This window comes from Nocardioides sp. HB32 (assembly GCF_054058995.1).
This window is the reverse complement of record NZ_JBSSBS010000001.1, coordinates 2,669,925-2,696,248: the sequence shown is the minus strand read 5'-3', so window position 1 is coordinate 2,696,248 and position 26,324 is coordinate 2,669,925. Positions and strand designations below refer to the sequence as shown.

20 protein-coding genes are annotated in these 26,324 nt (G+C 72.5%); 6 read left to right on the top strand and 14 right to left on the bottom strand.

Annotation, left to right across the window (positions count from 1 at the left end; genetic code table 11):
* Positions 1-5: 5 nt before the first annotated feature.
* The 6 genes from ACVW2K_RS13550 to ACVW2K_RS13525 form a co-directional block, all read right to left on the bottom strand.
* Positions 6-1,277, bottom strand: coding sequence for an MFS transporter (locus ACVW2K_RS13550; RefSeq protein WP_036569797.1), 1,272 nt, complete (start codon positions 1,275-1,277; stop codon positions 6-8).
* Positions 1,241-1,435, bottom strand: coding sequence for a DUF3046 domain-containing protein (locus ACVW2K_RS13545; protein WP_028636826.1), 195 nt, complete (start codon positions 1,433-1,435; stop codon positions 1,241-1,243). Before ACVW2K_RS13545 ends, ACVW2K_RS13550 begins: the two co-directional genes overlap by 37 nt.
* Positions 1,432-2,565, bottom strand: coding sequence for a methyltransferase domain-containing protein (locus tag ACVW2K_RS13540; RefSeq protein ID WP_231496160.1), 1,134 nt, complete (start codon positions 2,563-2,565; stop codon positions 1,432-1,434). Before ACVW2K_RS13540 ends, ACVW2K_RS13545 begins: the two co-directional genes overlap by 4 nt.
* Before the next feature lie 109 nt (positions 2,566-2,674).
* On the bottom strand, positions 2,675-3,487 hold the full coding sequence (locus ACVW2K_RS13535; RefSeq protein ID WP_028636827.1) for an ABC transporter permease: 813 nt from the start codon (positions 3,485-3,487) through the stop codon (positions 2,675-2,677).
* Positions 3,487-4,290, bottom strand: coding sequence for an ABC transporter permease (locus tag ACVW2K_RS13530; protein WP_457202846.1), 804 nt, complete (start codon positions 4,288-4,290; stop codon positions 3,487-3,489). Before ACVW2K_RS13530 ends, ACVW2K_RS13535 begins: the two co-directional genes overlap by 1 nt.
* Positions 4,290-5,222 carry an ATP-binding cassette domain-containing protein gene (locus ACVW2K_RS13525; RefSeq protein ID WP_028636828.1) on the bottom strand — a complete coding sequence of 311 codons (933 nt, stop codon included), beginning with the start codon at positions 5,220-5,222 and terminating at the stop codon, positions 4,290-4,292. Before ACVW2K_RS13525 ends, ACVW2K_RS13530 begins: the two co-directional genes overlap by 1 nt.
* Before the next feature lie 283 nt (positions 5,223-5,505).
* On the opposite strand from ACVW2K_RS13525, the gene ACVW2K_RS13520 reads away from it, so the two are divergent.
* From ACVW2K_RS13520 to ACVW2K_RS13505, 4 genes are all read left to right on the top strand, one after another.
* The gene (locus ACVW2K_RS13520) at positions 5,506-5,886 is read left to right on the top strand and encodes a RidA family protein (protein ID WP_457202845.1); all 381 of its coding nucleotides are present in this window, start codon (positions 5,506-5,508) and stop codon (positions 5,884-5,886) included.
* Between the two features lie 72 nt (positions 5,887-5,958).
* A complete protein-coding gene (locus ACVW2K_RS13515) occupies positions 5,959-7,641 on the top strand; it encodes an ABC1 kinase family protein (protein ID WP_457202844.1) in 1,683 nt (560 codons plus the stop codon).
* 38 nt (positions 7,642-7,679) lie between these two features.
* Positions 7,680-12,185 (top strand): ATP-dependent helicase, encoded by a 4,506-nt coding sequence (locus ACVW2K_RS13510; RefSeq protein ID WP_457202843.1) that lies wholly within the window; start codon positions 7,680-7,682, stop codon positions 12,183-12,185.
* Positions 12,186-12,193: 8 nt separating this feature from the next.
* The gene (locus ACVW2K_RS13505; RefSeq protein WP_457202842.1) at positions 12,194-12,958 is read left to right on the top strand and encodes a DNA-formamidopyrimidine glycosylase family protein; all 765 of its coding nucleotides are present in this window, start codon (positions 12,194-12,196) and stop codon (positions 12,956-12,958) included.
* Here the strand turns inward: ACVW2K_RS13505 and ACVW2K_RS13500 are convergent.
* The gene (locus ACVW2K_RS13500; RefSeq protein WP_036569813.1) at positions 12,942-13,244 is read right to left on the bottom strand and encodes a helix-turn-helix domain-containing protein; all 303 of its coding nucleotides are present in this window, start codon (positions 13,242-13,244) and stop codon (positions 12,942-12,944) included. The genes ACVW2K_RS13505 and ACVW2K_RS13500 overlap by 17 nt on opposite strands.
* Before the next feature lie 32 nt (positions 13,245-13,276).
* Complete coding sequence (locus ACVW2K_RS13495) at positions 13,277-13,765, bottom strand: CinA family protein (protein WP_028636832.1); 489 nt, start codon at positions 13,763-13,765, stop codon at positions 13,277-13,279.
* A gap of 43 nt (positions 13,766-13,808) precedes the next feature.
* Here ACVW2K_RS13495 and ACVW2K_RS13490 point away from each other — a divergent pair, with 43 nt between their 5' ends.
* Both ACVW2K_RS13490 and ACVW2K_RS13485 read left to right on the top strand, forming a co-directional pair.
* The gene (locus tag ACVW2K_RS13490) at positions 13,809-15,617 is read left to right on the top strand and encodes a glycoside hydrolase family 15 protein (protein ID WP_457202841.1); all 1,809 of its coding nucleotides are present in this window, start codon (positions 13,809-13,811) and stop codon (positions 15,615-15,617) included.
* A gap of 37 nt (positions 15,618-15,654) precedes the next feature.
* Positions 15,655-17,553, top strand: a complete 1,899-nt coding sequence (locus tag ACVW2K_RS13485) for a bifunctional metallophosphatase/5'-nucleotidase (RefSeq protein WP_457202840.1) — start codon at positions 15,655-15,657, stop codon at positions 17,551-17,553.
* Positions 17,554-17,649: 96 nt separating this feature from the next.
* Here ACVW2K_RS13485 and pgsA read toward each other — a convergent pair whose 3' ends face one another.
* The 6 genes from pgsA to ACVW2K_RS13455 all read right to left on the bottom strand — a co-directional run bounded on the left by pgsA (position 17,650) and on the right by ACVW2K_RS13455 (position 26,313).
* A complete protein-coding gene (gene pgsA / locus ACVW2K_RS13480; RefSeq protein WP_028636834.1) occupies positions 17,650-18,264 on the bottom strand; it encodes a CDP-diacylglycerol--glycerol-3-phosphate 3-phosphatidyltransferase in 615 nt (204 codons plus the stop codon).
* A complete protein-coding gene (gene rimO / locus ACVW2K_RS13475) occupies positions 18,264-19,664 on the bottom strand; it encodes a 30S ribosomal protein S12 methylthiotransferase RimO (protein WP_028636835.1) in 1,401 nt (466 codons plus the stop codon). The genes pgsA and rimO overlap by 1 nt, the downstream gene beginning before the upstream one ends.
* A gap of 36 nt (positions 19,665-19,700) precedes the next feature.
* Positions 19,701-21,344, bottom strand: coding sequence for a helix-turn-helix domain-containing protein (locus ACVW2K_RS13470; protein WP_457202839.1), 1,644 nt, complete (start codon positions 21,342-21,344; stop codon positions 19,701-19,703).
* Positions 21,345-21,352: 8 nt separating this feature from the next.
* Complete coding sequence (locus ACVW2K_RS13465; RefSeq protein ID WP_457202838.1) at positions 21,353-23,944, bottom strand: DNA translocase FtsK; 2,592 nt, start codon at positions 23,942-23,944, stop codon at positions 21,353-21,355.
* A gap of 268 nt (positions 23,945-24,212) precedes the next feature.
* Entirely contained in the window at positions 24,213-25,898 is a 1,686-nt protein-coding gene (locus ACVW2K_RS13460; RefSeq protein WP_457202837.1) for a ribonuclease J, read from the bottom strand.
* Between the two features lie 10 nt (positions 25,899-25,908).
* Positions 25,909-26,313 carry a dihydrodipicolinate synthase family protein gene (locus tag ACVW2K_RS13455; protein ID WP_457202836.1) on the bottom strand — a complete coding sequence of 135 codons (405 nt, stop codon included), beginning with the start codon at positions 26,311-26,313 and terminating at the stop codon, positions 25,909-25,911.
* Positions 26,314-26,324 lie beyond the last annotated feature (11 nt).

The window sequence follows — 26,324 nt, the reverse complement described above, 5'->3', positions numbered from 1 at the left end:
GGTGGTCAGCCTGCCAGCCGTGTCGTCGCCCGGGCGCCGAACCCGGCGACCGCGACCAGCGCGACCAGGCCGATCGAGCAGACCGCCAGCTCGGGATAGCCCCAGGCCCCGACCACCACGCCCGCCAGGCCACCAGCACCCGCGGCGGTCAGGCCCATCACCAGGTCGGCCGCGCCCTGGACGTCGGTGCGTGCCTCGAGAGGCGCGTGCTGGGCGATCAGCGTCGACGCGGCGACGGTCGCGAACGACCACCCGAGCCCGAGCAGGAACAGTCCGGCGAAGATCTGCCACGAGGTGCCCTCGGGCGCCCGGGCGCACAGCACCAGCGAGACCAGCAGCAGCACGGCGCCCTCGACCAGGACCGCGGGGCGGCCCGTGCGGTCCGCGAGCAGGCCGACCAGCGGCGAGAACCCGAACATCCCGAGCACGTGCAGGCTGATCACCAGCCCGATCACCCGCAGCTCGGCGTGGCCGTGCTCCATGTGCAGCGGGGTCATCACCATGATCGCGACCATCGCGGCGTGCGCGCAGGCCATGCCGAGCACGGCGAACCCGAGGACGGGACGCTCCCGGGCGGCCGCGACCGCGCGGGCCCACGCCGTACCCGACGGAGCGGTGGTGGGTACGCCGGCCGCCTCGCGGGCGAGCAGCAACGGGTCGGGACGCAGCAGGAGGCCGATGACGGCGGCGGCGCCGAGCATGCCGACGCTGCCGAGGGCGAACGGCCCGGTGAGCTCCGGGATGCCCAGCCACTCCGCGAGCGCCCCGGCGGGCCCGGTGAGGTTGGGCCCGGCGACCGCGCCGATCGTCGAGGCCCACACGACGGTCGAGAGCGCCCGGCCCTTGTGGGCGTCCTCGGCGAGGTCGGTGGCGGCGTACCGGGCGCCGGAGTTCGCGGCGGTCGTCGAGCCGAGCAGCACCGCGCCGACCAGCAGCACGACCATCGAGTCCAGGACCCCCGCGAGCACCGCGAGGAGCGCGCCGGAGGCGCCGAGGAGGTACCCGGTCAGCAGGCCGACCCGGCGTCCGCGGCGCGACATCAGCCGGGCGAGCAGGTACGCCGCGACCGCGGCGCCGAGCACCTGGAACGTCTGGGCGAGGCCGGCCAGGCTCTCCGAGCCGGAGATGTCGCGGGCGAGCAGCGAGGCGGTCGCGATGCCGATGGTGATGCCGGTGGCGCCGATCGCCTGCGCGATGACGAGCGTGCGGATCGTGCGGCGCTGGACGGCCGCCAGCTCCGCTACCGCTTGTTCGGTGGAAGCTCGAGGACTCGCCATACCGCCGCCCAGACCTCCTTCGGCGGGACGCCCGCGGCCAGCGCCTGCGAGGCGGTGCGGCCGCCGAGCTCGCCGATCACGAACATGTCGGCCCAGGACCGTGCGTACGCCGGCCCGAGCGCGTCGTCCATCCGGGCCCAGAACTCCGTGTGCCTCATGCCTTCCTCGCCCGGACGTCGAGCCAGGCCTGCTCGCCCTGGCTCCCGAGGTACCGCTCGAGGGACTCGACCTCCCAGCCGGAGGCCCGGACCGCCGCGGCGAGCGGCTCGGCGCGCCAGAACGTGAACCGTCGCCCGGCTGCGACGTGCCCGTGCGTCGACCACCGCTCGCCGTCGCCCTCCTTGACGGTGAAGCGCAGCAGCCCGCCCGGGGCGGTGGCGTCCGCGAGCCGGCGCAGCACGACCGGCAGGTCGGTGCGGTCGACGTGCAGCAGGCAGGCGTTCGCCCACACCCCGTCGTACGGCGTGCCCGGACGTCCGGGGTCGTCGAGGTCGTCGGTGAGCGGGTCGAGCAGGTCGGCGGCGAGGCCCTCCTCGCGCATGAGCTCCACGAACCCCGGCGCCACGTCGGTCGGCCGCACGCTCAGCCCGCCCGCCTCGAGCGCGCGGGCGTCGCGGCCGCCGGCACTGCCGATCTCGAGCACGCGTGCCCCGACACCCAGCTGCGCGGCGAACTCGGCGACGGCCTCGATCGGGACCCCGCTCGTGCCGTCGCGGTACGCCCCCGCCGACGCGTCGTACGCCTCGACGGTCGCGCGGGCGACAGCGGCGCGGACGTCCCAGGCGTGGTGGAGCACGTCGTGCAGGTGGTACAGCCCGAGGCTCTCGACGCTGAACTCGCTGCCGTTGCTGCGGAACCCGCGCCGGCTCCACGCGCCCGGGGGCACCCACTCGTAGCGCTCCGCGACCGTCTCGGCGGCGTCCAGCAGCTCGACGGAGACGGTGGCCGGGTCCTGCTCGGCGTACCGCTCGGCGATCGCGGTCTCGTCCTGGTCCCAGTTCGCGAACGTCGGCTCGTCCTCCTCGACCATGAGCCGGATCCGCACCTCGAAGATCCGGTGCACGTCCCGGACGTGGCAGGCGTACTCGAGCGGCGACCAAGTGCCGGGCGCCGGCCGTGCCGCGGCGTCCTCGAGCGTCAGCACGGCCTCCCAGGTGGTCGCGTTGTCGCGGATGACCTCAGGGATCCGGTCGACGGTGACCGCGGACACGTCGTAGCCGCACTCGGGGCAGGGCTCGTCGAGCACCCAGGTCCAGTCCTTGGTGTCGGGCACGACGCTCTCGCTCATGGCGGACATCCTTCCAGCCGGTCCGCGGGCCGCGCGCCCGAGTTCCCGCCAGGCTTCGTGGAGATGGCGCCACTCCCTGCTGGGTCGGTGGGGCCGTGCGCCACCCGGCTCAGGTGAGCAGCAGCTTGTCGAGCCGACGGCGCACGATCATCAGCCCGACCACGCCCATCGCGACCAGGTACACGACGCTGAACGCCGAGCCCCACGAGAGCGCGCCGGTGGTGAGCTCGCGGCAGAGCACGACACCGCGGTACAGCGGGGTGAACTCGACGATCCACCGGATCGCGGCCGGGTAGGCCCCCACCGGGAAGAACGTGGCCGAGAACAGGAACATCGGGATCACCGCGAGGTTGACCCACTCGAAGTCCTGCCACGACCGCATCCACGTCGTCAGTGCCATGCAGATGCCGCCGAACGCGAGGCCGATGAGGAGCGCGGCGGGTACGACGAGCACCGCCCACCACGAGGACACCAGGTCCATCGCGACCATGACGAGCAGGAACGCGGCCGAGTAGATGCCGCCGCGCAGGAGGGACCAGCTCAGCTCGCCGCGGGCGATGTCCATCGTGGTCAGCGGTGTGGCCAGCATCTGGTCGAACAGCTTGTTGTACTTGAGCTTGAAGAAGAAGTTGAACGTGCTGTCCAGCAGCGAGCCGTTCATGGCCGAGGCGGCGAGCATGCCGGGCGCCACGAACTCGGCGTACGGGATGTCCTGGCCGTTGAACTCGAACCCGGTGATCAGCTGGCCGACGCCCACGCCGATCGAGAACAGGTAGAACACCGGCTCGAGGAAGCCGCTCACGAAGATGTACCAGGCCCGCCGGTAGGCGAGGTAGCTGCGGTAGACGATCAGGCCGGCGGCCTCGCCGGCGGCGAGGGGCCGCGCCTGGGCGCGGGCGAGGGCGGTCGACGCGAGCGACATCAGAAGGACATCCGCTTCGTGAGGCGGCGGACGGCCCACACCCAGCCCAAGGCGGCCAGCACCGCGAGGTAGACGACGTGCACGAGCGCCGTACCGGCGTCGACCGTGTCGAGCGTGAGCATCCTGGTGAGGTCGACCCCGTGCCAGAGCGGGGTGACGCGGGCGACGGCCTCCAGCCAGGGATCGAGGTTCTGGATCGGGAAGAACGCGCCGGAGAACAGGAACAACGGGATCATGCCGAGCCGGAAGACTAGGGCGAAGGCGCTCTCGTCCTTGAGTCCGGCGGTGAACGCGTAGATCGGCGTCGCGAACGCCAACCCGACCAGCAGCTGGACGAGGAACGCCAGGACCGCGCCCCAGACGGTCGCGAAGACACCGAAGGGCGCCATCACGACGACGAACACGCCGCAGGTGAGCGCCACCCGGAACATCACGAACCCGAGGTGGCCGAGGATCACCTCTCGCACCGACAGCGGGGACGCGGTCATGCCGAAGTAGGTGCGCTGCCACTTGATCATGCCCATGACCGGGTAGGTCACCTCGCCGAAGACGGTCTGCATCGCCTGCGCGGCCAGCAGGCCCGGGGCGATGAACGCGAGGTACGACGTGGCGCCGTCGAGCTGGTCGGGGTCGCCGGCGATGTAGTCGCCGAGCAGGACACCCATCGCGAGCACGTACAGCAGCGGGTTGACGAACGACGAGATCGCCGAACCCTTCCAGGTGCGCTTGTAGACGATCGTCCAGTAGTCGAGGAGCCGGCCGGCGCCGGCCACGGTGCTCGTGGGTGCCGTGGAGTCGGTCATCAGTCCACCAGCGTCCGGCCGGTCAGGCGGAGGAACACGTCCTCGAGGGTGGAGCGGCGTACCAGCGTGGCGGCCGGCTGGAGGCCGCGCTCGTGGACCTTGGTCACCGTCTCCTCGCCGTCCGCGGTGTAGAGGAGCAGGCGGTCCGGCAGCACCTCGACGCGGTCCGCGAGGTCCTGGACCTTCTCGGCGAGCGCCTCGTGCTCGCCGACGCCGAACCGGAGCTCGGCGACCTCGCGGGTGGAGTGCTCGGCGATCAGGGTCAGCGGCGAGCCTTCCGCGACGATGACGCCCTTGTCCATCACGACGAGGCGGTCCGAGAGCTGCTCGGCCTCGTCCATGTAGTGCGTGGTGAGCACGATCGTGACGCCCTGCTGCTTGAGCCGGAACAGCCGGTCCCACACGACGTGCCGGGCCTGGGGATCCAGGCCGGTGGTCGGCTCGTCGAGCAGCAGCACCTCGGGCCGGTTGATCAGGCTGCGCGCGATCGTGAGCCGCCGCTTCATGCCGCCGGACAGGTCCTCCACCATGGACCTGGCCTTCTCGGTCAGCTGCACGAACTCCAGCAGCTCCTCGACCCGCTCCCGGACCTCCTTGCGCGGCAGCCCGAAGTAGCGGCCGTAGACGAAGAGGTTGTCGCTCACGGTCAGCTCGTTGTCGAGGGTGTCCTCCTGCGGGCAGACGCCGATCCGGGCCCGGATCTCCGGACCGTCGGTCGCCGGGTCGAGCCCGAGGATGCGCAGCGTCCCGCCGGTGACCGGCGAGACGGCGGCGACCATCCGCATCGTGCTCGACTTCCCGGCGCCGTTCGGCCCGAGGAACCCGAACGCCTCACCCCGGCGTACGTCGACGTCGATGCCGCGGACGGCCTCGAAACTCCCGAACGACTTCCGGAGGCCCGAGGCGAAGATCATGGAGTCAGGGTCCGTCACGTCACACCACCCTAGGACGCCCCACCCACAGCCGCCTCCGGTTATCGGTCGTCACAGGCGTCACGTGCGTGCTGTCGGGTCCGCGGTTGGTGACCAAACCGCAGACGAATCGGGCCCCGATCTGCGGTTGGTGACCAATCCGCGCACCGGACGACCGCGCGGGCCGACCCAGGCGACCGCTATGCGAACGACGTCCGGACACCCACGATTGGTCACCAACCGCAGGTGGGAGCGCTCCAGATCTGCGGTTGGTGACCAATCCGCGTGCCCTACAGTCGCCGACGTGGATCGCCAGCACGCAAGGTCGGGATCACCCTTCGAGGCCAGCATCGGGTTCAGCCGGGCCGTCCGCATCGGCAGCACCATCGCCGTGAGCGGGACAGCACCGGTGTGGCCGGACGGCAGCGTGGACCCGGACCCCGCCGTCCAGGCCCGCCGCTGCTGGGAGATCGCCCTGACCGCGCTCGAGCAGCTGGGCGGTACGGCGGCCGACGTGATCCGGACCCGGCAGTTCGTCGTCGACCCGGCGGACGGCGAGGCGGTCGGCGCCGTGCACGGCGAGTTCTTCCGGGAGGTGCAGCCCGCGAGCACGATGGTGGTGGTCAGGGCGCTGCTCGACCCGCGGTGGAAGGTCGAGGTCGAGCTGGACGCCGTCCTCTCCTGAGCAGGCGCAGGCGGGGTGTGAGTCGCCCGGAGCACAGTTTCTGCGGGTGACCCGCTGGGCACCGTCAGCGTCGTGTCCTTCGAACAGTCCAGCACCCGGCGCTACGCGGCGATCGCCCGACTCCTGGTCCGGCACGGGCGGTCGGACCTGGTGTCCGGTGCCAGCCTCGACGAGTACGCCGTGGACCCGGTCGGCGACGATCCGGTCTCGGACAAGGCGGAGGCGTTCGCGGCCGACCTGGAGTCGATGGGCCCGACGTTCATCAAGCTCGGCCAGCTGCTCTCGACCCGGTTCGACCTCCTGCCGGCGTCCTACACGACCGCGCTGAGCCGGTTGCAGGACGAGGTGGAGCCGTTCGACTTCGAGATCGTGCGTACGACGATCGCCGAGGACCTCGGCGCCGACGTCCGTCACCTCTTCGCCGAGCTGGACCCCGAGCCCGTGGCCGCCGCCTCCCTGGGTCAGGTGCACCGGGCCGTCCTGCGCAGCGGCCGCGAGGTGGCGGTCAAGGTGCAGCGGCCCGGCGTGCGCGACGAGGTCCGCGCCGACCTGGCGACCCTCGCCCGGATCGCCACGGTCGCGGACAAGGGCAGCGACCTGGGCCGCACCTACGGCTTCGCCGGGCTGCTGCGCGAGTTCGAGAGGTCCCTGCGGCTGGAGCTGGACTACCGGCGCGAGGCTCGCAACCTGATGCGCTTCGCGGACCTGACCAGCCGGTACGACCTCCTGGTCGTGCCCGACCCGGTCCTGGACCTGACGTCGGGCCGGGTCCTGACGATGGACTTCGTGGAGGGCCGCAAGGTCACCGATGTCGGTCCGCTCGGGCTGCTCGACCTCGACACGGCGGCGATCGTCGACCAGCTGTTCTCGGCGTACCTGAAGTGCATCCTCGAGGACGGCTTCCTGCACGCCGACCCGCACCCCGGCAACGTGCTGGTCACCACCGACGGCCGACTCGGGATCCTCGACCTGGGCATGGTCACCACGATCCCGCCGCGGCTCCAGGAGAAGGTGGTCCGCCTCCTGGTCGCCATCGGCGACGACAACGGCGAGCAGGCGGCGCGGGTGCTGGCCGACATGGGCCAGCCCCTGGAGCACTACGACGCGGAGGCCTTCCGCGACGACGTCACCCACCTGGTCGCGGAGGCGGTCGCCACCGGCCCGGACCTGCAGGCCGGACGGGTGCTGGTCGAGCTGAGCCGCGTCTCCGGCGCGCACGGCCTGCGCCCGCCGCCGGAGATGTCGATGGTCGGCAAGGCGCTGCTGAACCTCGACCAGACCACGCTGCACCTCGAGCCCGACTTCGTGCCCGCGGAGGCGATCCGCCAGAACCTGCCGCACATCCTCCGCGGCGGGCTGCGTACGTCGCCCGGCGACCTGGTGACCGCCGCGCTGGACGCCAAGGAGTTCACCTCGCAGCTCCCGCGGCGGGCCAACCAGATCCTCGACAGCCTCGCGGACGGCCGGTTCCGGCTGCGCGTCGACGCCGTGGACGAGGAGCGGCTGCACACCGTGCTCCAGCGCCTGGCGAACCGGGTCACGCTGGGACTGGTCATCGCCGCCACGATCCTCGGCGCGTCGCTGCTGATGCAGGTGCCGACCGACACCGAGATCCTCGGCTACCCGGCGATCGCGATCGTCCTGTTCACCGTGGCCATCCTCGGCGGGGCCGCGCTCGCGGCCTGGATCGTGGTGACCGACCGCAAGGTCGCCCGGACCGAGCTGCGCGCCCAGAAGGACGCCCCACGCCTCTGACCCCAGGCCCTGTCGGTGCCGTGCGCAAGGATGGAACGGTGCCCGGTCCCCTGGAGAGGTTCAGCGAGGCGACGCGCACCTGGTTCGGTGCCGCGTTCGCCGAGCCGACCCCTGCCCAGGAGGGCGCCTGGCAGGCGATCGGCGCCGGCCGGCACGCGCTGGTGGTCGCGCCGACCGGCTCCGGCAAGACGCTCAGCGCGTTCCTCTGGAGCATCGACCGGCTGCTGACCGAGGAGCGCCCGGAGGACAAGCAACGGCGGTGCCGGGTCCTCTACATCTCCCCGCTCAAGGCCCTCGGGGTCGACGTCGAGCGCAACCTGCGCGCCCCGCTCACCGGCATCCGCCACACCGCCGAGCGGCTCGGGGTGCAGGTCCCGGACGTGACCGTCGGCGTCCGGTCGGGCGACACCCCCGCCGCCGACCGCCGCAAGCTCACGACCTCGCCGCCGGACATCCTGATCACGACCCCCGAGTCGCTGTTCCTGATGCTGACCAGCCAGGCACGCGAGTCCCTCCGCGGTGTCGAGACCGTGATCCTCGACGAGGTGCACGCCGTCGCCGGCACGAAGCGCGGCGCCCACCTGGCGGTCAGCCTGGAGCGCCTCGACGCGCTGCTGGACAGCCCGGCCCAGCGGATCGGGCTGTCGGCCACGGTCCGCCCGCTCGAAGAGGTGGCCCGCTTCCTCGGCGGCAGCGCCCCGGTCGAGATCGTCGCGCCGCCGTCCGCGAAGGAGTGGGACCTCCGGGTCGTCGTCCCGGTCGAGGACATGACCGCTCCGGAGGAGTACGACGAGGAGGACGGCGACCCGCAGCGATCCCAGAGCATCTGGCCGCACGTCGAGGAGCGGGTCGTCGACCTGATCGAGCAGCACCGCTCGACGATCGTCTTCGCCAACTCCCGCCGGCTGGCCGAGCGCCTCACCGCGCGCTTCAACGAGATCGCGACCGACCGCGCGGGCGCCGCGCTCGAGGGCCCGGCGAGCAGCCCTGCCCAGGTGATGGCCCAGTCCGGGCAGAGCCACGGCGCCGAGCAGGTGATCGCGAAGGCCCACCACGGCTCGGTGTCCAAGGAGCAGCGCGCACTCATCGAGGACGACCTCAAGCGCGGCCGGCTGCCCTGCGTGGTCGCCACCAGCAGCCTCGAGCTCGGCATCGACATGGGCGCGGTCGACCTGGTCGTCCAGATCGAGTCGCCCCCGTCCGTCGCCAGCGCGCTCCAGCGGGTCGGCCGCGCCGGCCACCAGGTCGGCGAGGTGTCGCGCGGCGTGCTGTTCCCGAAGCACCGCGGCGACCTGGCCCAGACCGCGGTCGCGGTCGGCCGGATGCGCACCGGCGCGATCGAGTCGCTCCGCGTCCCGGCCAACCCGCTGGACGTGCTGGCCCAGCAGGTGGTCGCCGCCACCGCCCTTGACGCGTGGGCCGCCGACGACCTCTACGAGCTCGTGAAGCGCAGCGCGCCGTTCACGAACCTCCCCCGCAGCGCCTACGACGCCACCCTCGACCTGCTCAGCGGCCGCTACCCCTCCGACGAGTTCGCCGAGCTCCGCCCGCGCATCGTCTGGGACCGCGTCACCGGCCTCCTCACCGGCCGACCCGGCGCGCAGCGCCTCGCGGTCACCAGCGGCGGGACCATCCCCGACCGCGGCCTGTTCGGCGTGTTCCTCGTCGGGGGCGAGGGGCCGGGGCGCCGGGTCGGCGAGCTCGACGAGGAGATGGTCTACGAGTCCCGGGTCGGCGACATCTTCGCGCTCGGCGCGACCAGCTGGCGGATCGAGGACATCACCCACGACCGGGTGCTGGTCACGCCCGCGCCGGGCATCCCCGGCCGGCTGCCGTTCTGGAAGGGCGACACCCTGGGCAGGCCCGCCGAGCTCGGTGCCGCGATCGGCGCCTTCACCCGTGAGCTCGGGGCCCTGCCGCGCGACCGCGCCGTCCAGCGGGTCCGCGAGGACGGCCTCGACGAGTACGCCGCCGGCAACCTCGTCACCTACCTCCACGAGCAGCTCGAGGCGACGAACCTCCTGCCGACCGACCAGACCCTCCTCGTCGAGCGGTTCCGCGACGAGCTCGGCGACTGGCGGCTGGTGGTGCACTCGCCGTACGGCGTCCCGGTCCACGCTCCCTGGGCCCTGGCGATCAACGCCCGCCTGCGCGAGCGGTACGGCGTGGACGGCCAGGCCGTCGCGTCCGACGACGGCATCGTCATCCGGATCCCCGACACCGACGCGGAGCCGCCCGGCGGCGACGTGATCGTGTTCGAGCCCGACGAGATCGAGGCGATCGTCACCGACGAGGTCGGCGGCTCGGCGCTCTTCGCCAGCCGGTTCCGCGAGTGCGCCGCCCGCGCGCTGCTGCTCCCCCGCCGCGACCCCGGGCGCCGGTCGCCGCTGTGGCAGCAGCGCCAGCGGTCGGCCGCGCTCCTCGAGGTGGCCTCGAAGTACCCCTCCTTCCCGATCGTCCTCGAGGCCGTCCGCGAGTGCCTCCAGGACGTCTACGACCTGCCCAACCTGGTCGCGCTGATGCGCGGGGTCGACCGCCGCGAGGTCCAGGTCGTCGACGTGCCCACCCACCAGCCCTCCCCGTTCGCGCGCAGCCTGCTGTTCGGCTACGTCGCCCAGTTCATGTACGAGGGCGACTCCCCCATCGCCGAGCGGCGGGCGGCGGCGCTCTCCCTCGACCAGGGGCTGCTGGCGGAGCTGCTCGGGCGCGCCGAGCTCCGCGAGCTGCTCGACCCCGAGGTGCTCGCCGAGGTCGAGGCCGAGCTCCAGCGCACCGCCCCGGACCGGCGCGCGCGTGACGCCGAGGGCGTCGCCGACCTGCTCCGGATGCTCGGCCCGCTGTCCAAGGCCGAGGTCGCCGAGCGCTCCGTCGAGGGCGCCGACGTCGGCCCGTGGCTCCAGGCCCTCGCCGACCGCCGCCGGGCGGTCGAGGTGCGGATGGCCGGCGAGGAGCGCTGGACCGCGGTCGAGGACGTCGGCCGGCTCCGGGACGGGCTGGGCGTGCCCGTGCCGCCCGGCACCCCCGACGCGTTCACCGATCCCGTGGACGACCCGCTCGGCGACCTCGTGGCCCGCTACGCCCGCACCCACGGGCCCTTCACCACCGACCAGGTGGCGGCACGGCTCGGGCTCGGCGCCGCGGTCGTCCGGCACACCCTCCAGCGGCTGGCCGCGCAGGGTCGGGTGCTCGACGGCGAGTTCCGGCCCTCGGGCAGCGGCACCGAGTGGTGCGACGCCGAGGTGCTGCGCCGGCTCCGCCGCCGGTCCCTGGCCCGGCTCCGGCAGGAGGTCGAGCCGGTCGAGCCGGAGACGCTCGGCCGGTTCCTGTCCGCGTGGCAGCACGTCGGCGGCCGGCACCGCGGCATCGACGGCGTCCTCACCGTGGTCGACCAGCTGGCCGGCTGCGCTGTCCCCGCCTCGGCGCTCGAGCCGCTGGTGCTCGCCGCCCGGGTCCGCGACTACGAGCCGTCGTACCTCGACGAGCTCACCGCCTCCGGCGAGGTGGTGTGGGCGGGCCACGCCGCACTGCCCGGATCCGACGGCTGGGTCTCGCTCCACCTCGCCGACCAGGCGCCGCTGACGCTGCCCGAGCCCGCCCCCTTCGAGCACAGCGAGCTCCACCAGGCGGTCCTCGATGCGCTCGCGCCGGGCGGGGCCTGGTTCTTCCGTCAGCTCTCCGACCAGGTCGGCTCGACGAACGACGCCGCGCTCTCGGCGGCGCTCTGGGAGCTGGTCTGGGCCGGCCGGGTCAGCAACGACACCCTCGCCCCGCTCCGGGCGCTGACCCGCAGCGGCACGCCCAGCCACCGCAGCCGGCGACCCCCGCCGCGCCTCGGCCGCCGACCGGGCGGCCCGGTCCGCACGGGCCCGCCGGAGACCGCGGGCCGCTGGGCGCTGCTGCCGGCCCTCGACACCGACCCGACCCGCCGCGCCCATGCCGTCGCCGAGCGGCTCCTGGACCGGCACGGCGTGGTCATCCGGGGCGCGGTGGTGAGCGAGCGGGTGCCGGGCGGCTTCGCGGCGGTCTACAAGGTGCTGTCGGCGTTCGAGGACTCCGGTCGCTGCCGCCGCGGCTACTTCGTGGCCGGCCTCGGTGCCGCCCAGTTCGGCACCGCCGGCGCCGTGGACCGGCTGCGCACGTTCAGCGAGGTCCCGCACGACGCCAAGCCGAGCGCCGTCGCGCTCGCGGCGACCGACCCGGCCAACCCGTACGGCGCCGCGCTGCCGTGGCCCGAGACCAGCGGTCACCGGCCCGGCCGCAAGGCTGGGGCGATCGTGGTGCTCGTCGACGGTGTGCTGACGCTGTACGTCGAGCGCGGCGGCCGCACCTTGCTGACCTGGTCCGAGGACCCCGACCTGCTCGGCCCGGCGACCGCCTCGCTGGCCGACGCCGCGCAACGCGGCTCCCTGGGCCGGATCACCGTCGAGAAGGCGGACGGCGAGCAGCTGCTGGGCTCCGGCTCGACGCCGCTGCGCGAGGCGCTCCAGGCGGCCGGCTTCGTGGCGACGCCGAAGGGGCTCCGGCTGAGGTCGCCCCATGGCTGAGAAGAACCGTGCCTGAGGGCGACGCCGTCCGCCGTACCGCCCGGCGGCTCGCGAGGTCCCTGGACGGCCGGCAGCTCACCCGCACGGACTTCCGGGTGCCGCGGCACGCCACCGCCGACCTGTCCGGCGGGACGGTGCTCGAGACGGTCTCGCGGGGCAAGCACCTGCTCACCCGGGTCGACGCCCCGGCGGGGCGGATCACGCTGCACACCCACCTGAAGATGGAGGGCAGCTGGCGCACCTACGACGCCGGCCGCCGCTGGAACTCCCGCGCCCCCGAGATCCGGGTGGTGCTGGAGACGGCCGCGGTGACGGCGGTGGGCTACACGCTCGGGATCGTCGAGCTGATCCCCACCGAGCGCGAGGAGGACTCGGTCGGGCACCTGGGGCCGGACCTGCTCGGCCCGGACTGGGACGAGGAGGAGGCGCTGCGGCGCCTGCGGGAGCACCCGGAGCGGCCGGTCTTCGAGGCGCTCCGCGACCAGAGCCTGCTCGCCGGGGTCGGCACGATCTACGCCGCCGAGGTGCTGTTCGTGACGGGTGTCGCGCCGGAGACGCCGGTCGGGGCCGTGCCCGACCTGCCCCGGATGGTGCGGCGGGTCCGCCAGATGCTCGACCAGGAGTGGTCACGCACCGGGCGCGCGTGGGTCTACCGCCAGAAGCTGTGCCGCCGCTGCGGCACCCAGGTGCGCGTCGACCAGCTCGGCCCGGCAGGCCAGGAGCGCTCGGCGTACTGGTGCCCGAGCTGCCAGCGGCTCACGCAGCAGACGTGACGACGTCGCCCGCGCGGGCGGCGACGGGGATGCGGGACAGGCCCGCCGCGGCCTCCTCGAGGGCGACCAGGTCGGAGACGTCGCGCAGCACGTCCGAGAGCGGCACCTCCAGGGCCCCGCACAGGGACGCGAGGAGCTCCGAGGAGGCTTCCTTCTGACCGCGCTCGATCTCCGAGATGTAGCCCAGGCTCACCCGGGCCTCGGCGGAGACCTCGCGGAGCGTCAGGCCCCGCTGCATGCGCACGTCGCGGAGCACGTCGCCGAGCAGCCGACGGAACAGCACCATGCGCGTCTCCCTTCGAGTACGTGGGCCCAACGCTACCCGAGAGGTGTTTCTTCCCGGCGCAGGACGGACTCGAACGCGGCGAGCGCCTCCTTCACGGTCCGGTCCTGGATCTGGTGCCGCTTCCCGGACAGCTCCAGCGCGACCGCCTCGACCAGGCCCGGTCCCGCGATGCCGACGAACACCGTGCCCGGCGGCTTGCCCTCCTGCTCGGTCGGCCCGGCCACGCCGGTGGTGGAGAGCCCGAACGTCGCGCCGGTCAGGGCTCGCACGCCGGAGGCCATCGCCTTCGCGCACTCCGGCGACACCACCCCGTGCTCCTCGATGATCCGCTGGTCGACCTCGAGGAGGGACGCCTTGAGCTCCGTCGCATAGGTGACCACCCCACCGAGGTAAGTCTCCGAGGCGCCCGGCGTGTCGGTCAGCGCCACCGCGAGCCGCCCACCGGTCAGCGACTCCGCGGTCGACACCGTGCTGCCGCCGGCCCGGAGCAGCAGGTGCACGCGCTTCAACAGGTCCGTCACGCGCGCAACGGTAACCTCAGGCGCCCGCCGCTAACCTCACCCCATGGCGCTGCCCATCGCGGACTACGCACTGATCGGTGACCGCCGTACCGGTGCGCTGGTCGGCGCCAACGGCTCGATCGACTGGCTCTGCCTGCCCCGCTTCGACTCGGCCGCCTGCTTCGCGGCCCTGCTCGGCACCGAGGAGCACGGCCACTGGCAGCTCTGCCCGATCGGTGAGTACGACGTCTCCCGGCGCTACCTCGGCGACTCGACCGTCCTGGAGACGACCTTCACCACCGCCGACGGTGTCGTCCGGCTGACCGACCTGATGCCGCGCGAGGACGTCCGCTCCGACGTCGTGCGCCGTCTCGAGGGCCTCCGCGGCACGGTCCGGATGCGGCACGTCTGGCGGGTGCGCTTCGACTACGGCGCGATCATCCCGTGGGTCCGCCGGCGCACCGTGGGCGGAGAGGCGGTGATCAGCGCGATCGCCGGGCCCGACCAGCTCGTGCTCCGCGGTCCCCGGCTGCCCAGTGCGGACGACCACCGGCACGTCGACGAGTTCGACGTCGACGCGGGGGCGGTCCTCACGTTCTCGGCCACGTGGCTGCCCTCCTACGCGCCGCTCGCGCAGATCGGCGAGCCGGCCGACGACATCGAGACGTCGGTGCGGGAGGGGCAGGAGTGGGCCGACAACTGCCGCGTGGGCCTGCCGCAGGACGCCCTGGTCCGGCGCTCGCTGATCACGCTGCGCCTGCTCACCGACGAGCAGACCGGCGGCATCGTCGCGGCGCCCACGACCTCGCTCCCCGAGGATCCGGGCGGCGAACGCAACTGGGACTACCGGTACTGCTGGCTCCGCGACGCCGCCCTCACCCTCGACTCCCTGATCTCCGCGGGCTACACGGACGAGGCACAGCTCTGGCGTCGGTGGCTGCTACGCACGGCGGCCGGCGACCCGCAGGACCTGCAGATCGTCTACGCCACCGACGGGCACCGCCGGCTGACCGAGCTCACCCTCGACCACCTGCCGGGGTACGCCGACTCGCGGCCGGTCCGGATCGGGAACGGCGCCGCCCTCCAGCGCCAGCTCGACGTGGTCGGCGAGGTGATGATGGCGCTCGAGCACACCCGGCAGGTCACCGGCCACGCCGACCGCGACGCCTGGTCCCTCCAGCGCGCGCTCGTCGACGAGCTCGCCGGGAGCTGGCGCAAGAAGGACCACGGCCTGTGGGAGATCCGCGGGCCGCAGCGCCACTTCACCCACTCCCAGGCGATGGTCTGGGCGGCGTTCGACCGCGCCGTACGCGCCGTCGAGGACTTCGACCTCCCCGGGCCGGTCGACCGGTGGCGCTCGATCCGCGACGCCGCCCACGCCGAGGTGCTCGAGAAGGGGTACGACGAGGCGCGGGGCACGTTCGTGCAGCACTACGACACGACCGAGGTCGACGCCTCCCTCCTGGTGCTGCCGGCGATCGGCTTCATCGCCGGCGACGACCCGCGGATGCTCGGCACCATCGCGGCGGTCGAGGAGGACCTGATCCGCGACGGGCTCGTGCTGCGCTACCGCACCCAGACCGGCGTGGACGGGCTGGCCGGGGACGAGCACCCCTTCCTCGCCTGCTCCTTCTGGCTGGTGTCCGCCTACGCGCGGGCCGGCCGCGTCGACGAGGCGGAGGCGCTCTTCGGTCGGCTCTGCGGGCTGACGAACGACGTCGGGCTGCTCTCCGAGGAGTACGACCCGAGGACGGGCCGGATGGTCGGCAACTTCCCGCAGGCCTTCAGCCACCTGGCACTGGTCCGGGCGGCCTTCGACCTCGCCGACGCCGGCGCCCGGCAGGTCTCTGCGCGAGGGGCTCGTGGGGGTTAGGTTACGGCCCTCGGAACCCATCTCTAGGAGACGACACATGCAACCGAACCGTCGTACCGCTCGGGCCATCCCGGTCGCGGCTGCACTGACATCCCTGGCGCTCGCCGGGCTCGCGGCCACGACCGCGTCCGCCGCCCCGGAGCGGAGCACTGCCCAGCCCGCCAGGGTCAGCACGTCCGGCCAGTCCGCCGAGACGTCGTACCACAGGCTCGCGGACCGGAAGGGCAGCAAGGACCTCGTCAAGCTCGACCTGCTGGCGTTCAACGACTTCCACGGCAACCTCGAGCCGCCCAGCGGGTCGGGCGGCCGCGTGAACAACACCAACGCCGGTGGCGCGGCCTACCTCGGCCGCCTGCTCTCCGACGAGCGGAAGAAGTCGCGGGCGGCCGGAGCCGTCCCGATCACGGTCGCGCCCGGCGACATCGTCGGGGCCTCGCCCCTGCTGTCCGCGGCGTTCCACGACGAGCCCACGATCAAGGCCATGAACGCGCTCGGGCTCCAGGTCGCGTCGGTCGGCAACCACGAGTTCGACGAGGGGTGGCGGGAGCTGCGCCGGCTGCAGACCGGCGGCTGCCTCGACGACGGCGCCGACGGCGCCAACGGGCAGAACTCCTGCCCCGGCGACCAGCGCTTCGCCGGCGCCGACTTCCAGTTCCTCGCCGCCAACGTCGGGTGGACGGACCCGGACGCCCACAAGAGGAAGACCCTCTTCCCGGCCACCAAGGTCATCAAGGTCAAGGGCCAGAAGGTCGGGTTCATCGGCATGACGCTGGAGGGCACGCCCGACATCGTCACCGCGGCCGGTGTCCAGGGCCTGACCTTCGCCGACGAGGTCGAGACCGCCAACGCGCTGGTCCCGAAGCTGAGGAAGCAGGGCGTGAAGTCGATCATCGTGCTGCTGCACGAGGGCGCCACGCCCACCGACCCGACGGCGTACAACTCCTGCTCCGGCGTCAGCGGCGCAGGCCTGACGATCGCGCAGGACCTCAGCCCGGCGATCGACGCCGTCGTCTCCGGCCACACGCACCAGCCGTACAACTGCGTGGTCCGGGACCCGAGCGGCCAGCCGCGCCTGTTCACCAGTGCCTACTCGTTCGGCCGGATGGTCACCAAGCTGCACCTGCTGATCGACCCGAGGACCCACGACATCGTCCGTCCCGCCGCGTTCGCCGAGAACCTGATCGCCACGAACGACGCGTCGGTCTCTCCGCTGGCCAGCGTGCAGTCCATCATCGACACCTACAACGCGCTGGTGTCCGGGATCGCCGACAAGGTGATCGGCCACATCGCCGACGGAACGCTGGTCTCGAAGACTCAGGAGGCCGACGGCGAGTCGCCGCTCGGTGACCTGATCGCCGACGGACAGGTCGCCGATCCCACCACGATCGAGGCTGGGGCCAGCGGATCGACGGGGAACACCCCGGTGATCGCCCTCATGAACCCGGGCGGCATCCGGGCGGACCTGGTCGAGAACGCGGCGGGCGACGTCACCTACGGTGCCGCGTTCGCCGTGCAGCCGTTCAACAACTTCATGGTCTCGATGGATCTCACCGGAGCCCAGATCAAGGCGATCCTCAACCAGCAGTGGAACGGCGCCAACGAGTCGACCCGCAAGATCCTGCAGGTCTCCGGCCTGACCTACACCTGGGACGCCTCGGACGCCGCCCTGCCCGACACCGACGCCCTCGTGCCGGGAACGATCATGGTGGACGCCGACGCCGACCCGGCCACCGCCATGGTGCCGCTGGAGGACGGGACGACGTACCGCGTCGTCTCCAACAACTTCGTCTCCGACGGCGGCGACGGCTTCACCGTGTTCCGGGACGGGACCAACAAGTACTTCGGCGGGCTCGACATCGACTCGCTGCGGATGTACCTGGAGGCCCACGACCCGGTGACCACCCCGGTGACCGACCGGATCACCCGCCAGGACTGAAGCCGGACCCACTCACATCGACCCGCTCGGCGCGTGCCGGGCGGGTCGATGTCGGGAGCGCTGCGCCCCGGGGCGGCCCGGTCCCCCACGGTCGGGTCAGCCGCTGCGGAGCGCCGCCCGCTGCTTCCACACGTCGCGGTAGAACTCCCACCCCGACCACATGGTCAACGCCACGGCCACCGCGAGGCAGACCTGCGCGGCGTAGAAGAGCACCTCGCCGGGGACCTCCATCCAGCCCGGCAGGTCCGGGTCGCGCAGCGGCAGGCACAGGAACCCGAGCGCGATCGCCTGGAACGTGGTCTTGATCTTGCCCAGGTCGGCCGCTGCGATCACGACCCTGCTCAGCACCGACAGCCGGAGCAGCGTCACGCTCCACTCGCGGACCAGGACCACGATCGTGACCCACCACCAGACGTCGCCGACGATCGAGAGGCCGATGAAGGCCATCCCGGTGATCGCCTTGTCCGCGATCGGGTCCGCGATCTTGCCGAAGTTCGTGACCAGGTCGTGCTTGCGGGCCAGGTCGCCGTCGACCTTGTCGGTGATCATCGCGACCACGAAGATCGCCCAGGCCACGCAGCGCCAGGTGATGTCGTCGCCGCCGTCGACGAGCAGTGCCCAGGCGAAGAACGGGACCAGGACGATCCGGAGCGTCGTGAGGACGTTCGGGACGTTCCAGTTGCTGGGCTGGGTCTTCGCGACGTCGGCCATCACAGTTCCCGAGCGTAGAGGTCGACGCCTTCGGAGCCCACGACCTGCGCGCGCACGAGGTCGCCGACGCGGGCGTCGCTGTCCACGAGGTACGTCGAGCCGTCGACCTCGGGACCCTGGTGGGCGGCGCGTCCCTCGACGCTCCCGTCGGCGACCAGCTCGACCAGCACCTCGACGGCCTCGCCGACCCGGTCGGCGGCGCGCTGGGAGGTGAGCTCCTCGACCAGCGCGCCCACGTGCTCGGCTCGGGCCCGCACCTCGTCCTCGTCGAGCTTGCCGTCGTACGTCGCGGCCTCGGTGCCGTCCTCGTCGGAGTAGCCGAACACGCCGGTGACGTCCATCCTGGCCGCGACCAGGAACTCGCAGAGCGTCTCGAGGTCGTCCTCCGTCTCGCCGGGGAAGCCGACGATCACGTTGCAGCGCACGCCAGCCTCGGGCGCCAGCGAGCGCACCTGCTCCAGCAGGCCGAGGAAGCTCTCCGGGTCGCCGAAGCGACGCATCCGGCGCAGCACGCTCGCGCTCGCGTGCTGGAAGGACAGGTCGAAGTACGGCGTGACGCCGGGCGTGGTCGCGATCGCCTCGACCAGCCCCGGCCGGGTCTCGGCGGGCTGGAGGTACGACACCCGGACCCGGTCCACGCCGTCGACCGCGGCGAGCTCGGGCAGCAGCGTCTCGAGGAGGCGGAGGTCGCCGAGATCCTTGCCGTACGACGTCGAGTTCTCGCTCACGAGGAACAGCTCGCGGGCGCCCTGCTCGCCGAGCCAGCGCGCCTCCTGGAGCACGTCGCTGGGGCGCCGGCTGACGAACGAGCCGCGGAAGGCCGGGATCGCGCAGAAGGAGCAGCGCCGGTCACAGCCGCTGGCGAGCTTGAGCGCCGCGGTCGGGCCGGGGTCCAGGCGCCGGCGTACCGACGCCGGACCGGAGGCGTGCCCGGGCACCGGCGTGGTGGACAGCGCCCGCTCGACGGGCGTGATCGGCAGCAGCAGCCGGCGGTCCTGCGGGGTGTGGGCCTGGTGGGTCTCCCCCGCGACGATCGACCGGAGCCGGTCTGCGATGTCGGGGTAGTCGTCGAAGCCGAGGACAGCGTCCGCCTCGGGCAGCGAGTCGGCGAGCTCCTTGCCGTACCGCTCGGCCATGCAGCCGACGGCGACGACGGCCTGCGTGCGGCCGGTGGCCTTGAGGTCGGCCGCCTCGAGCAGGGTGTCGACCGAGTCCTTCTTGGCGGACTCGACGAAGCCGCAGGTGTTGACCACGACGGTGTCCGCGTCGGCCGGGTCCTCGACGAGCAGGAACCCGCCCGCCTCGAGCCGGCCGGCCAGCTCCTCGGAGTCGACCTCGTTGCGGGCGCACCCGAGGGTCACCATCGCCACCGAGAGCAGGTCGCGCGTGTCAGTCGTCATGATCGACCGAGTATCTCAACCCGGTCCGCGCTGGGCCTATTCGGCGGCGGCGAAGGTGTTCTGCGCGGGCTGCCCGTCCGCCCCGAGCGGACCCCGGTCCTGGCCGTCCACCGTCACCTGCAGCGCGCCGTCCGAGGACTGCACCCGCACCGGCGGGGCGGCCTTGACCGTGCGGCTGTCGCCGAACGCCAGGTCGCCGTTGAAGACGACGTCGCCGGCGCCGTCGCGGACCACGACGTGCGCGCCGCCCGCGGAGGCGTCGAGCAGGACGGGTACGGCGGGGCCGAGCTTGGTCGAGCTGGACGGGGACCCGTTCAGCACCGGCTTGGAGTGCAGCTCGACCGGGCTGTCCATGATCAGCCGGGCGATCGACCAGGCGAGCACGATCGCCATCACGGCGGCGACGAGGACCGACCAGTTCGGGCCGCCGCGGGTGCTGCGGATCGGGCCGCCCTGGCTGGTGGCGAGCTCCGCCTCGAACACGCGGCGCGCGTCGATGGGCGCGTCGGCGTACCGCTCGTCGTACGACGTCAGCAGGGGCGCGGCGTCGATGCCGAGCACCCGGGCCAGCGTGCGCAGGTGCCCGCGGGCGTAGAAGTCGCCACCGCACGGCGCGAAGTCGTCGACCTCGATGGACTCGATCACGTGCGGGCGGATCCGGGTGCGGTCGGCCAGCTGGTCGACGCTCAGCGCGAGCCGCGTACGGGCCGCGGCGATCTCGGGACCGACGACCGGGTCGGGCGCCGGGGCCGGGTCGTCGACGACCAGCGCGTCGAACCGGTGCTGCAGCTCACCGACCTCCGGGAGGTCGAGCTGGGTCGCGTCGGCGTCGTCCAGCGGGTCGATCCGGAGCGCCGCGGCGCCCTCGAAGCGGACCTCGGCACGTACGCCGGTCACCGCGTCCCGCAGCGGGAGCGGGGTCGCGCTCGCCACCATCGGCGGCAGGGACACGGTCGGCTCGGGCTCGACGCCGCCGTCGATGAGGTCGTCAGTGGGCCGGTGCAGCGGCAGGCGGTCGGCGAGGAAGCCGATGCCCCGGGCGATCGCCGGCCGCGGGTCGTGGAGCACCGGCGGGTGCGGGTCGTCCTCGACGTCCTCGACGTCCTCGACGTATTCGACGTCCTCGACCGGAGCGTCGACCTCGTCGACCTCGTCGACCTCGTCGACCTCGTCGACCTCGTCGACCTCGTCGGGGACGATCTCGACCACCTGCCCGGGATCCGCGGCGAGCAGCTCGAGCGCCCCGGTCAGGTCACCGTGGGCGCCGACCACGCGCGTCGACAGCGACAGCGTCACCGACTGCTCGCCGGCGTCCGCGTCGCGCGGGACCAGCACCAGCCGGCCGTCGTGGAACAGCCCGTGCCGCGGTTCGTGCTCGACGTACTCGATCTCGTCCCACGGCAGGCCGCGCCAGGTGCGGCCGCGGCGGAACCGGACGCCGTGCTGGTCCACGACCAGCAGCGGCACGCGGGCGTCCAGGAGGGACTGCAGGTGGACGACCGCGATGGCGCCGGTGACGAGCACCAGCGCCCAGTCCAGCCAGCCGGCGCCACTGACCACGCGGGTCAGGTAGGCGATCGACACGGCGGCCGCGACCGCGCCGACGGCGCCGGTGACGCGGGCATCGGTGCGGACCTCGACGGGTCCTTCGACAACGGGTTCGGTGACGGGCTCTGCCATCAGGTTGCTCACATCTCCCCCTGGAGGGTCGCGATCACGGCATCGATCTCGTCGGGCTTGACCAGCACGTCGCGCGCCTTGGACCCCTCGCTGGGTCCGACCACGCCACGGCTCTCGAGGATGTCCATCAGCCGGCCCGCCTTCGCGAAGCCGACGCGGAGCTTGCGCTGCAGCATCGAGGTGGACCCGAACTGGGTGGAGACGACCAGCTCGATCGCCTGGATCACCAGGTCCATGTCGTCGCCGATGTCGTCGTCGAGCTCGCGCTTGCTGGCTGCGGGGGCGGTGACGTCCTCGCGGTAGGTGGGCTGTAGCTGGGTCTTGCAGTGCTGGACGACCTGGTGGATCTCGGCCTCGGTGACCCAGGAGCCCTGGATCCGTGCGGCCTTCGAGGCACCCATCGGCAGGAACAGGCCGTCACCCTGGCCGACCAGCTTCTCCGCGCCCGGCTGGTCGAGGATGACCCGGCTGTCGGCGAGGCTGGAGGTGGCGAACGCCAGTCGCGACGGCACGTTCGCCTTGATCAGGCCGGTCACGACGTCGACGGACGGACGCTGGGTCGCGAGCACCAGGTGGATGCCGGCGGCGCGCGCCAGCTGGGTGATCCGGACGATCGCGTCCTCGACGTCGCGCGGGGCGACCATCATCAGGTCCGCGAGCTCGTCGACGATCACCAGCAGGTACGGGTACGGCGTGAGCTCGCGCTCGCTGCCCGGCGGCACCGTCACCTTGCCGGCCCGGACCGCCTTGTTGAAGTCGTCGATGTGGCGGAAGCCGAAGTTCGCAAGGTCGTCGTACCGCAGGTCCATCTCGCGGACGACCCACGCCAGCGCCTCGGCGGCCTTCTTCGGGTTCGTGATGATCGGCGTGATCAGGTGCGGGACGCCCTCGTAGGCGTTCAGCTCGACCCGCTTCGGGTCGACCATGATCATCCGCACCTCGTCCGGGGTGGAGCGCATCAGGATCGAGGTGATCATCGAGTTGATGAACGACGACTTGCCCGAGCCGGTGGCGCCGGCGACCAGGAGGTGCGGCATCTTCGCGAGGTTCGCGACGACGAACCCGCCCTCCACGTCCTTGCCGAGCCCGGCGACCATCGGGTGGTGGTCGCTGCGCGCGGTGGTCGAGCGGAGCACGTCGCCGAGGGAGACGATCTCCTTGTCCAGGTTGGGGATCTCGACGCCGACCGCGGACTTCCCCGGGATCGGGCTCAGGATCCGCACGTCGGCCGAGGCGACGGCGTACGCGATGTTCTTCTGGATGTTCGTGATCTTCTCGACCTTCACGCCCGGACCGAGCTCGACCTCGTAGCGGGTCACGGTCGGGCCGCGCGTGTAGCCGGTGACCTGGGCGTCGATCGCGAACTCCTCGATCACCTGGGTCAGCCGGTCCACCACCGCGTCGCTGGCCTTGGAGCGTGCCTTGTGCGGCGAGCCCGGCTTCAGCACGTCGTTGGCGGGCAGCGAGTAGGCGACGTCGCCGGACAGCGCGAGCTGCTCGACGCGCGGCGGCAGCGGCGTGTGGAATGGTGCAGGGAGCTCGGTGTTGTCGCCATCTGTGGTTACGACCGTAGGTACGTCACCGTCCGTCGGCGCGAAGATGTCCAGCCCCTCGTCGGTGGTCTCGAGGTTCTTCTTCCGCTTGCGGAGCTCGCGGTCGGTGAGGACCGGGCTGTCGTACGCCGGGTCGCCGAGGTCCGGGTCGATCTCGTCGACCTCGGCGGGCTTGCGCCGGCGGGAGCGGGTCGCCGGGATCGCCTGGGTGGCGTCCGGGTCCTCGGCGTGGGCATGCTCGCGGCCGAGCAGCCGGTCGCGGGTCTCCGCGAGCCTGGTCGGGACCTGGTAGAGCGGCGTCGCGGTGATGATGAGGACGCCGAAGAAGGCCAGCATCGCGAGCAGCGGCACGACGACGAGCTCCGAGCGGAGCAGGTCGAGCAGCAGGCTGGACACGACGTACCCGATCGCGCCGCCGGCGCTGCGCAGGTCGGAGGTGTCACCCATCTCGGGCTGGGGGTTGCCCCCGGCGATCTGGACGATCCCGAGCAGGCCGAAGGCGAACGCCGACCAGCCGACCACCTGGCGCCCGACCGGTCCGTTGTGCTCGGGGTCGCGCATGGTGCGCCAGCCGACGTGGAGCAGCGCGAGCGGGACGAGGAAGCCGACCTTGCCGACCGAGCCCTCGACGACCGTGCGCGCGGCATCCATGATCGAGCCGGGCAGCTGCCACCAGACCGCGGCGGCGACGACGACCGCGCCGGCGAACAGGAACAGGCCCACGCCGTCGCGCCGGTGCTCGGGCTCGAGGTCGCGGGCGGTGTGCCCGATGCTCCGGGCGATCGCGCCGATGCCGTGCGCGACGGCCAGCCAGACGGCGGCGACCCCTCGGAAGACCACGGTGAACACCCGGGCGACCGGTCCCGGACCGCTGCGGACGGCACGCGGTGCCGGGCGGCGGGCCGCGGGCTTCCGGGCAGCCGGCTTCCGCTTCGGGGCAGGCTTGCGCTTCGGGCTGGTACTCCGGGTTCGGGTGCTCGAGCCGCTCCGCGAGGAGGACGTGCTCTTGCTCCGCGACCCCGGCGGGGAAGACGTACGGGTCGCCATGGTTGACACCCTACGCAGGGGTCACTCCAGTCACATGGATCACAGGAGTGCGTGTCTCCGGCCGGTCCACCGGTGTCTCGATACGCACCCACCCGCCTTCGCGGGTTCAGGAGTGGTGATACTCGACCCCTTTGGCCGACGCCGAGACCTCGTCCCTCGGCTCACCGGTGTCTCGATACGCACCCACCCGCCTTCGCAGGCTCAGGCGGGGGTGCTACTCGACCCCTTCGGCCGACGCCGAGACCTCGTTCCTCGGTCTCGGCTGGCCTCAGGCCTCGATGACGACGGGGATGATCATCGGCCGGCGCCGGTGGGTGTTGCTGACCCACCGTCCGACGACGCGGCGCACGGTCTGCTGGAGTTGGTAGGAGTCGGTGTTGCCCTCGCGGATCTGGGCGTCCAGCGCATCGATGATCGGCTGCTTGACGTCGTCGAAGGTCGCGTCGTCCTCGGCGAAGCCGCGGGCGTGGATCTCGGGGCCGGCGGAGACCTTCCCGCTGACCGAGTCGACCACGACGATCACCGAGATGAAGCCCTCCTCGCCGAGGATCCGGCGGTCCTTGAGGTCGGACTCGGTGATGTCGCCGACCGACGAGCCGTCCACGAAGACGTACCCGCAGTCGACCTTGCCCGCGACCGAGGCGACGCCGTCGACCAGGTCGACGACCACGCCGTCCTCGGCGATGACGACGTTCTCGATGCCGGTCGCCCGGGCCAGCGCGGCGTTGGCCAGCATGTGCCGGATCTCGCCGTGCACGGGCAGCACGTTGCGCGGCCTGACGATGTTGTAGCAGTAGAGGAGCTCGCCGGCACTGGCGTGGCCGGACACGTGGACGAGCGCGTTGCCCTTGTGCACGACCCGGGCGCCCCAGCGGGCCAGGCCGTTGATGACCCGGTAGACGGCGTTCTCGTTGCCGGGGATCAGGCTGGAGGCGAGCAGGACGGTGTCGCCCTCCTCGATGTGCACGAAGTTGTGGTTGCGCTGGGCGATCCGGCTCAGCGCGCTCATCGGCTCGCCCTGCGAGCCGGTGGAGATCAGCACCTGGCGCTCCGGGGGCAGGTCGGCGAGGTCCTTGGCGTCGACGAGCACGTCCGGCGGGACGTGCAGGTAGCCGAGGTCGCGGGCGATCGCCATGTTGCGGACCATCGAGCGGCCGACGTACGCGATCTTGCGGTCGTGGGCGACGGCTGCGTCGATGACCTGCTGGACACGATGGACGTGCGAGGCGAAGCAGGCGACGATGACCCGCTGCGCCGAGTCGCGGAAGACCTGGTCGATGACCGGGGTGATCGACTTCTCGGCCGGCGTGAAGCCGGGGGTCTCGGCGTTCGTGGAGTCGGTGAGGAAGAGGTCGACACCCTCCTCCCCCAGCCGGGCGAACGAGCGCAGGTCGGTGATCCGGCCGTCCAGCGGGAGCTGGTCCATCTTGAAGTCGCCGGTGTGCAGCACCATGCCGGCGCCGGTCCGGATCGCGACCGCGAGCGCGTCGGGGATCGAGTGGTTGACCGCGACGAACTCGAGGTCGAAGGGGCCGATCGTGAGCCGGTCGCCCTCGCGGACCTTGTGGTGCACGGTCTCGCGGAGCCGGTGCTCGCGGAGCTTGGAGTCCAGCAGCGCCAGGGTCAGCTCCGAGCCGACGAGCGGGATGTCCCGCCGTTCGCGCAGCAGGTACGGCGTCGCGCCGATGTGGTCCTCGTGCCCGTGGGTGAGGACCAGCGCCTCGACCGCGTCGAGCCGGTCCCGGATCGAGGACCAGTCCGGGAGGATCAGGTCGACGCCCGGCTGGTGGTCCTCGGGGAAGAGCACGCCGCAGTCGACGATCAGCAGGCGGCCGTCGTACTCGAAGACGGTCATGTTGCGGCCGACCTCGCCGAGGCCGCCCATGGGGATGACCCGCAGGCCCCCCTTCGGCAGTGCGGCCGGTTCGGAGAGCTCGGGATGCGGGTGACTCAATGTGTGTCCTTTAGAGGAGGCCGGAGGCTTCGAGCCCCACGCGGAGCGCGGCGACCTCGTCGTCGTCGAGCGGCACCAGGGGGCCGCGCACGTTGCGGTTGTCGAGGACGCCGAGCAGCTGGAGGCTTGCCTTGGCGGTGGTCGCTCCGTAGTTGGGGACGCCCATGATGGCGTCGATCGCGGGGAGCAGCCGCGTGAAGATCTGGAGGGCCTCGGCGTGGTCGCCGGCCCAGAACGCCTCGGCCATCGCCTTCGTCTCGTCGCCGGCGGCGTGGCCGACGACCGAGACGAAGCCGACCGCGCCGTGCGCGAGCCAGCCGACGTTGCTCGCGTCGTCGCCGGAGTACGACGGCGTACCCGAGCTCGGTGAGCCTGACCCCGCGCACGAAGTCGTTGACGGCGTCCTTGACCGCAACGACGTTCTGC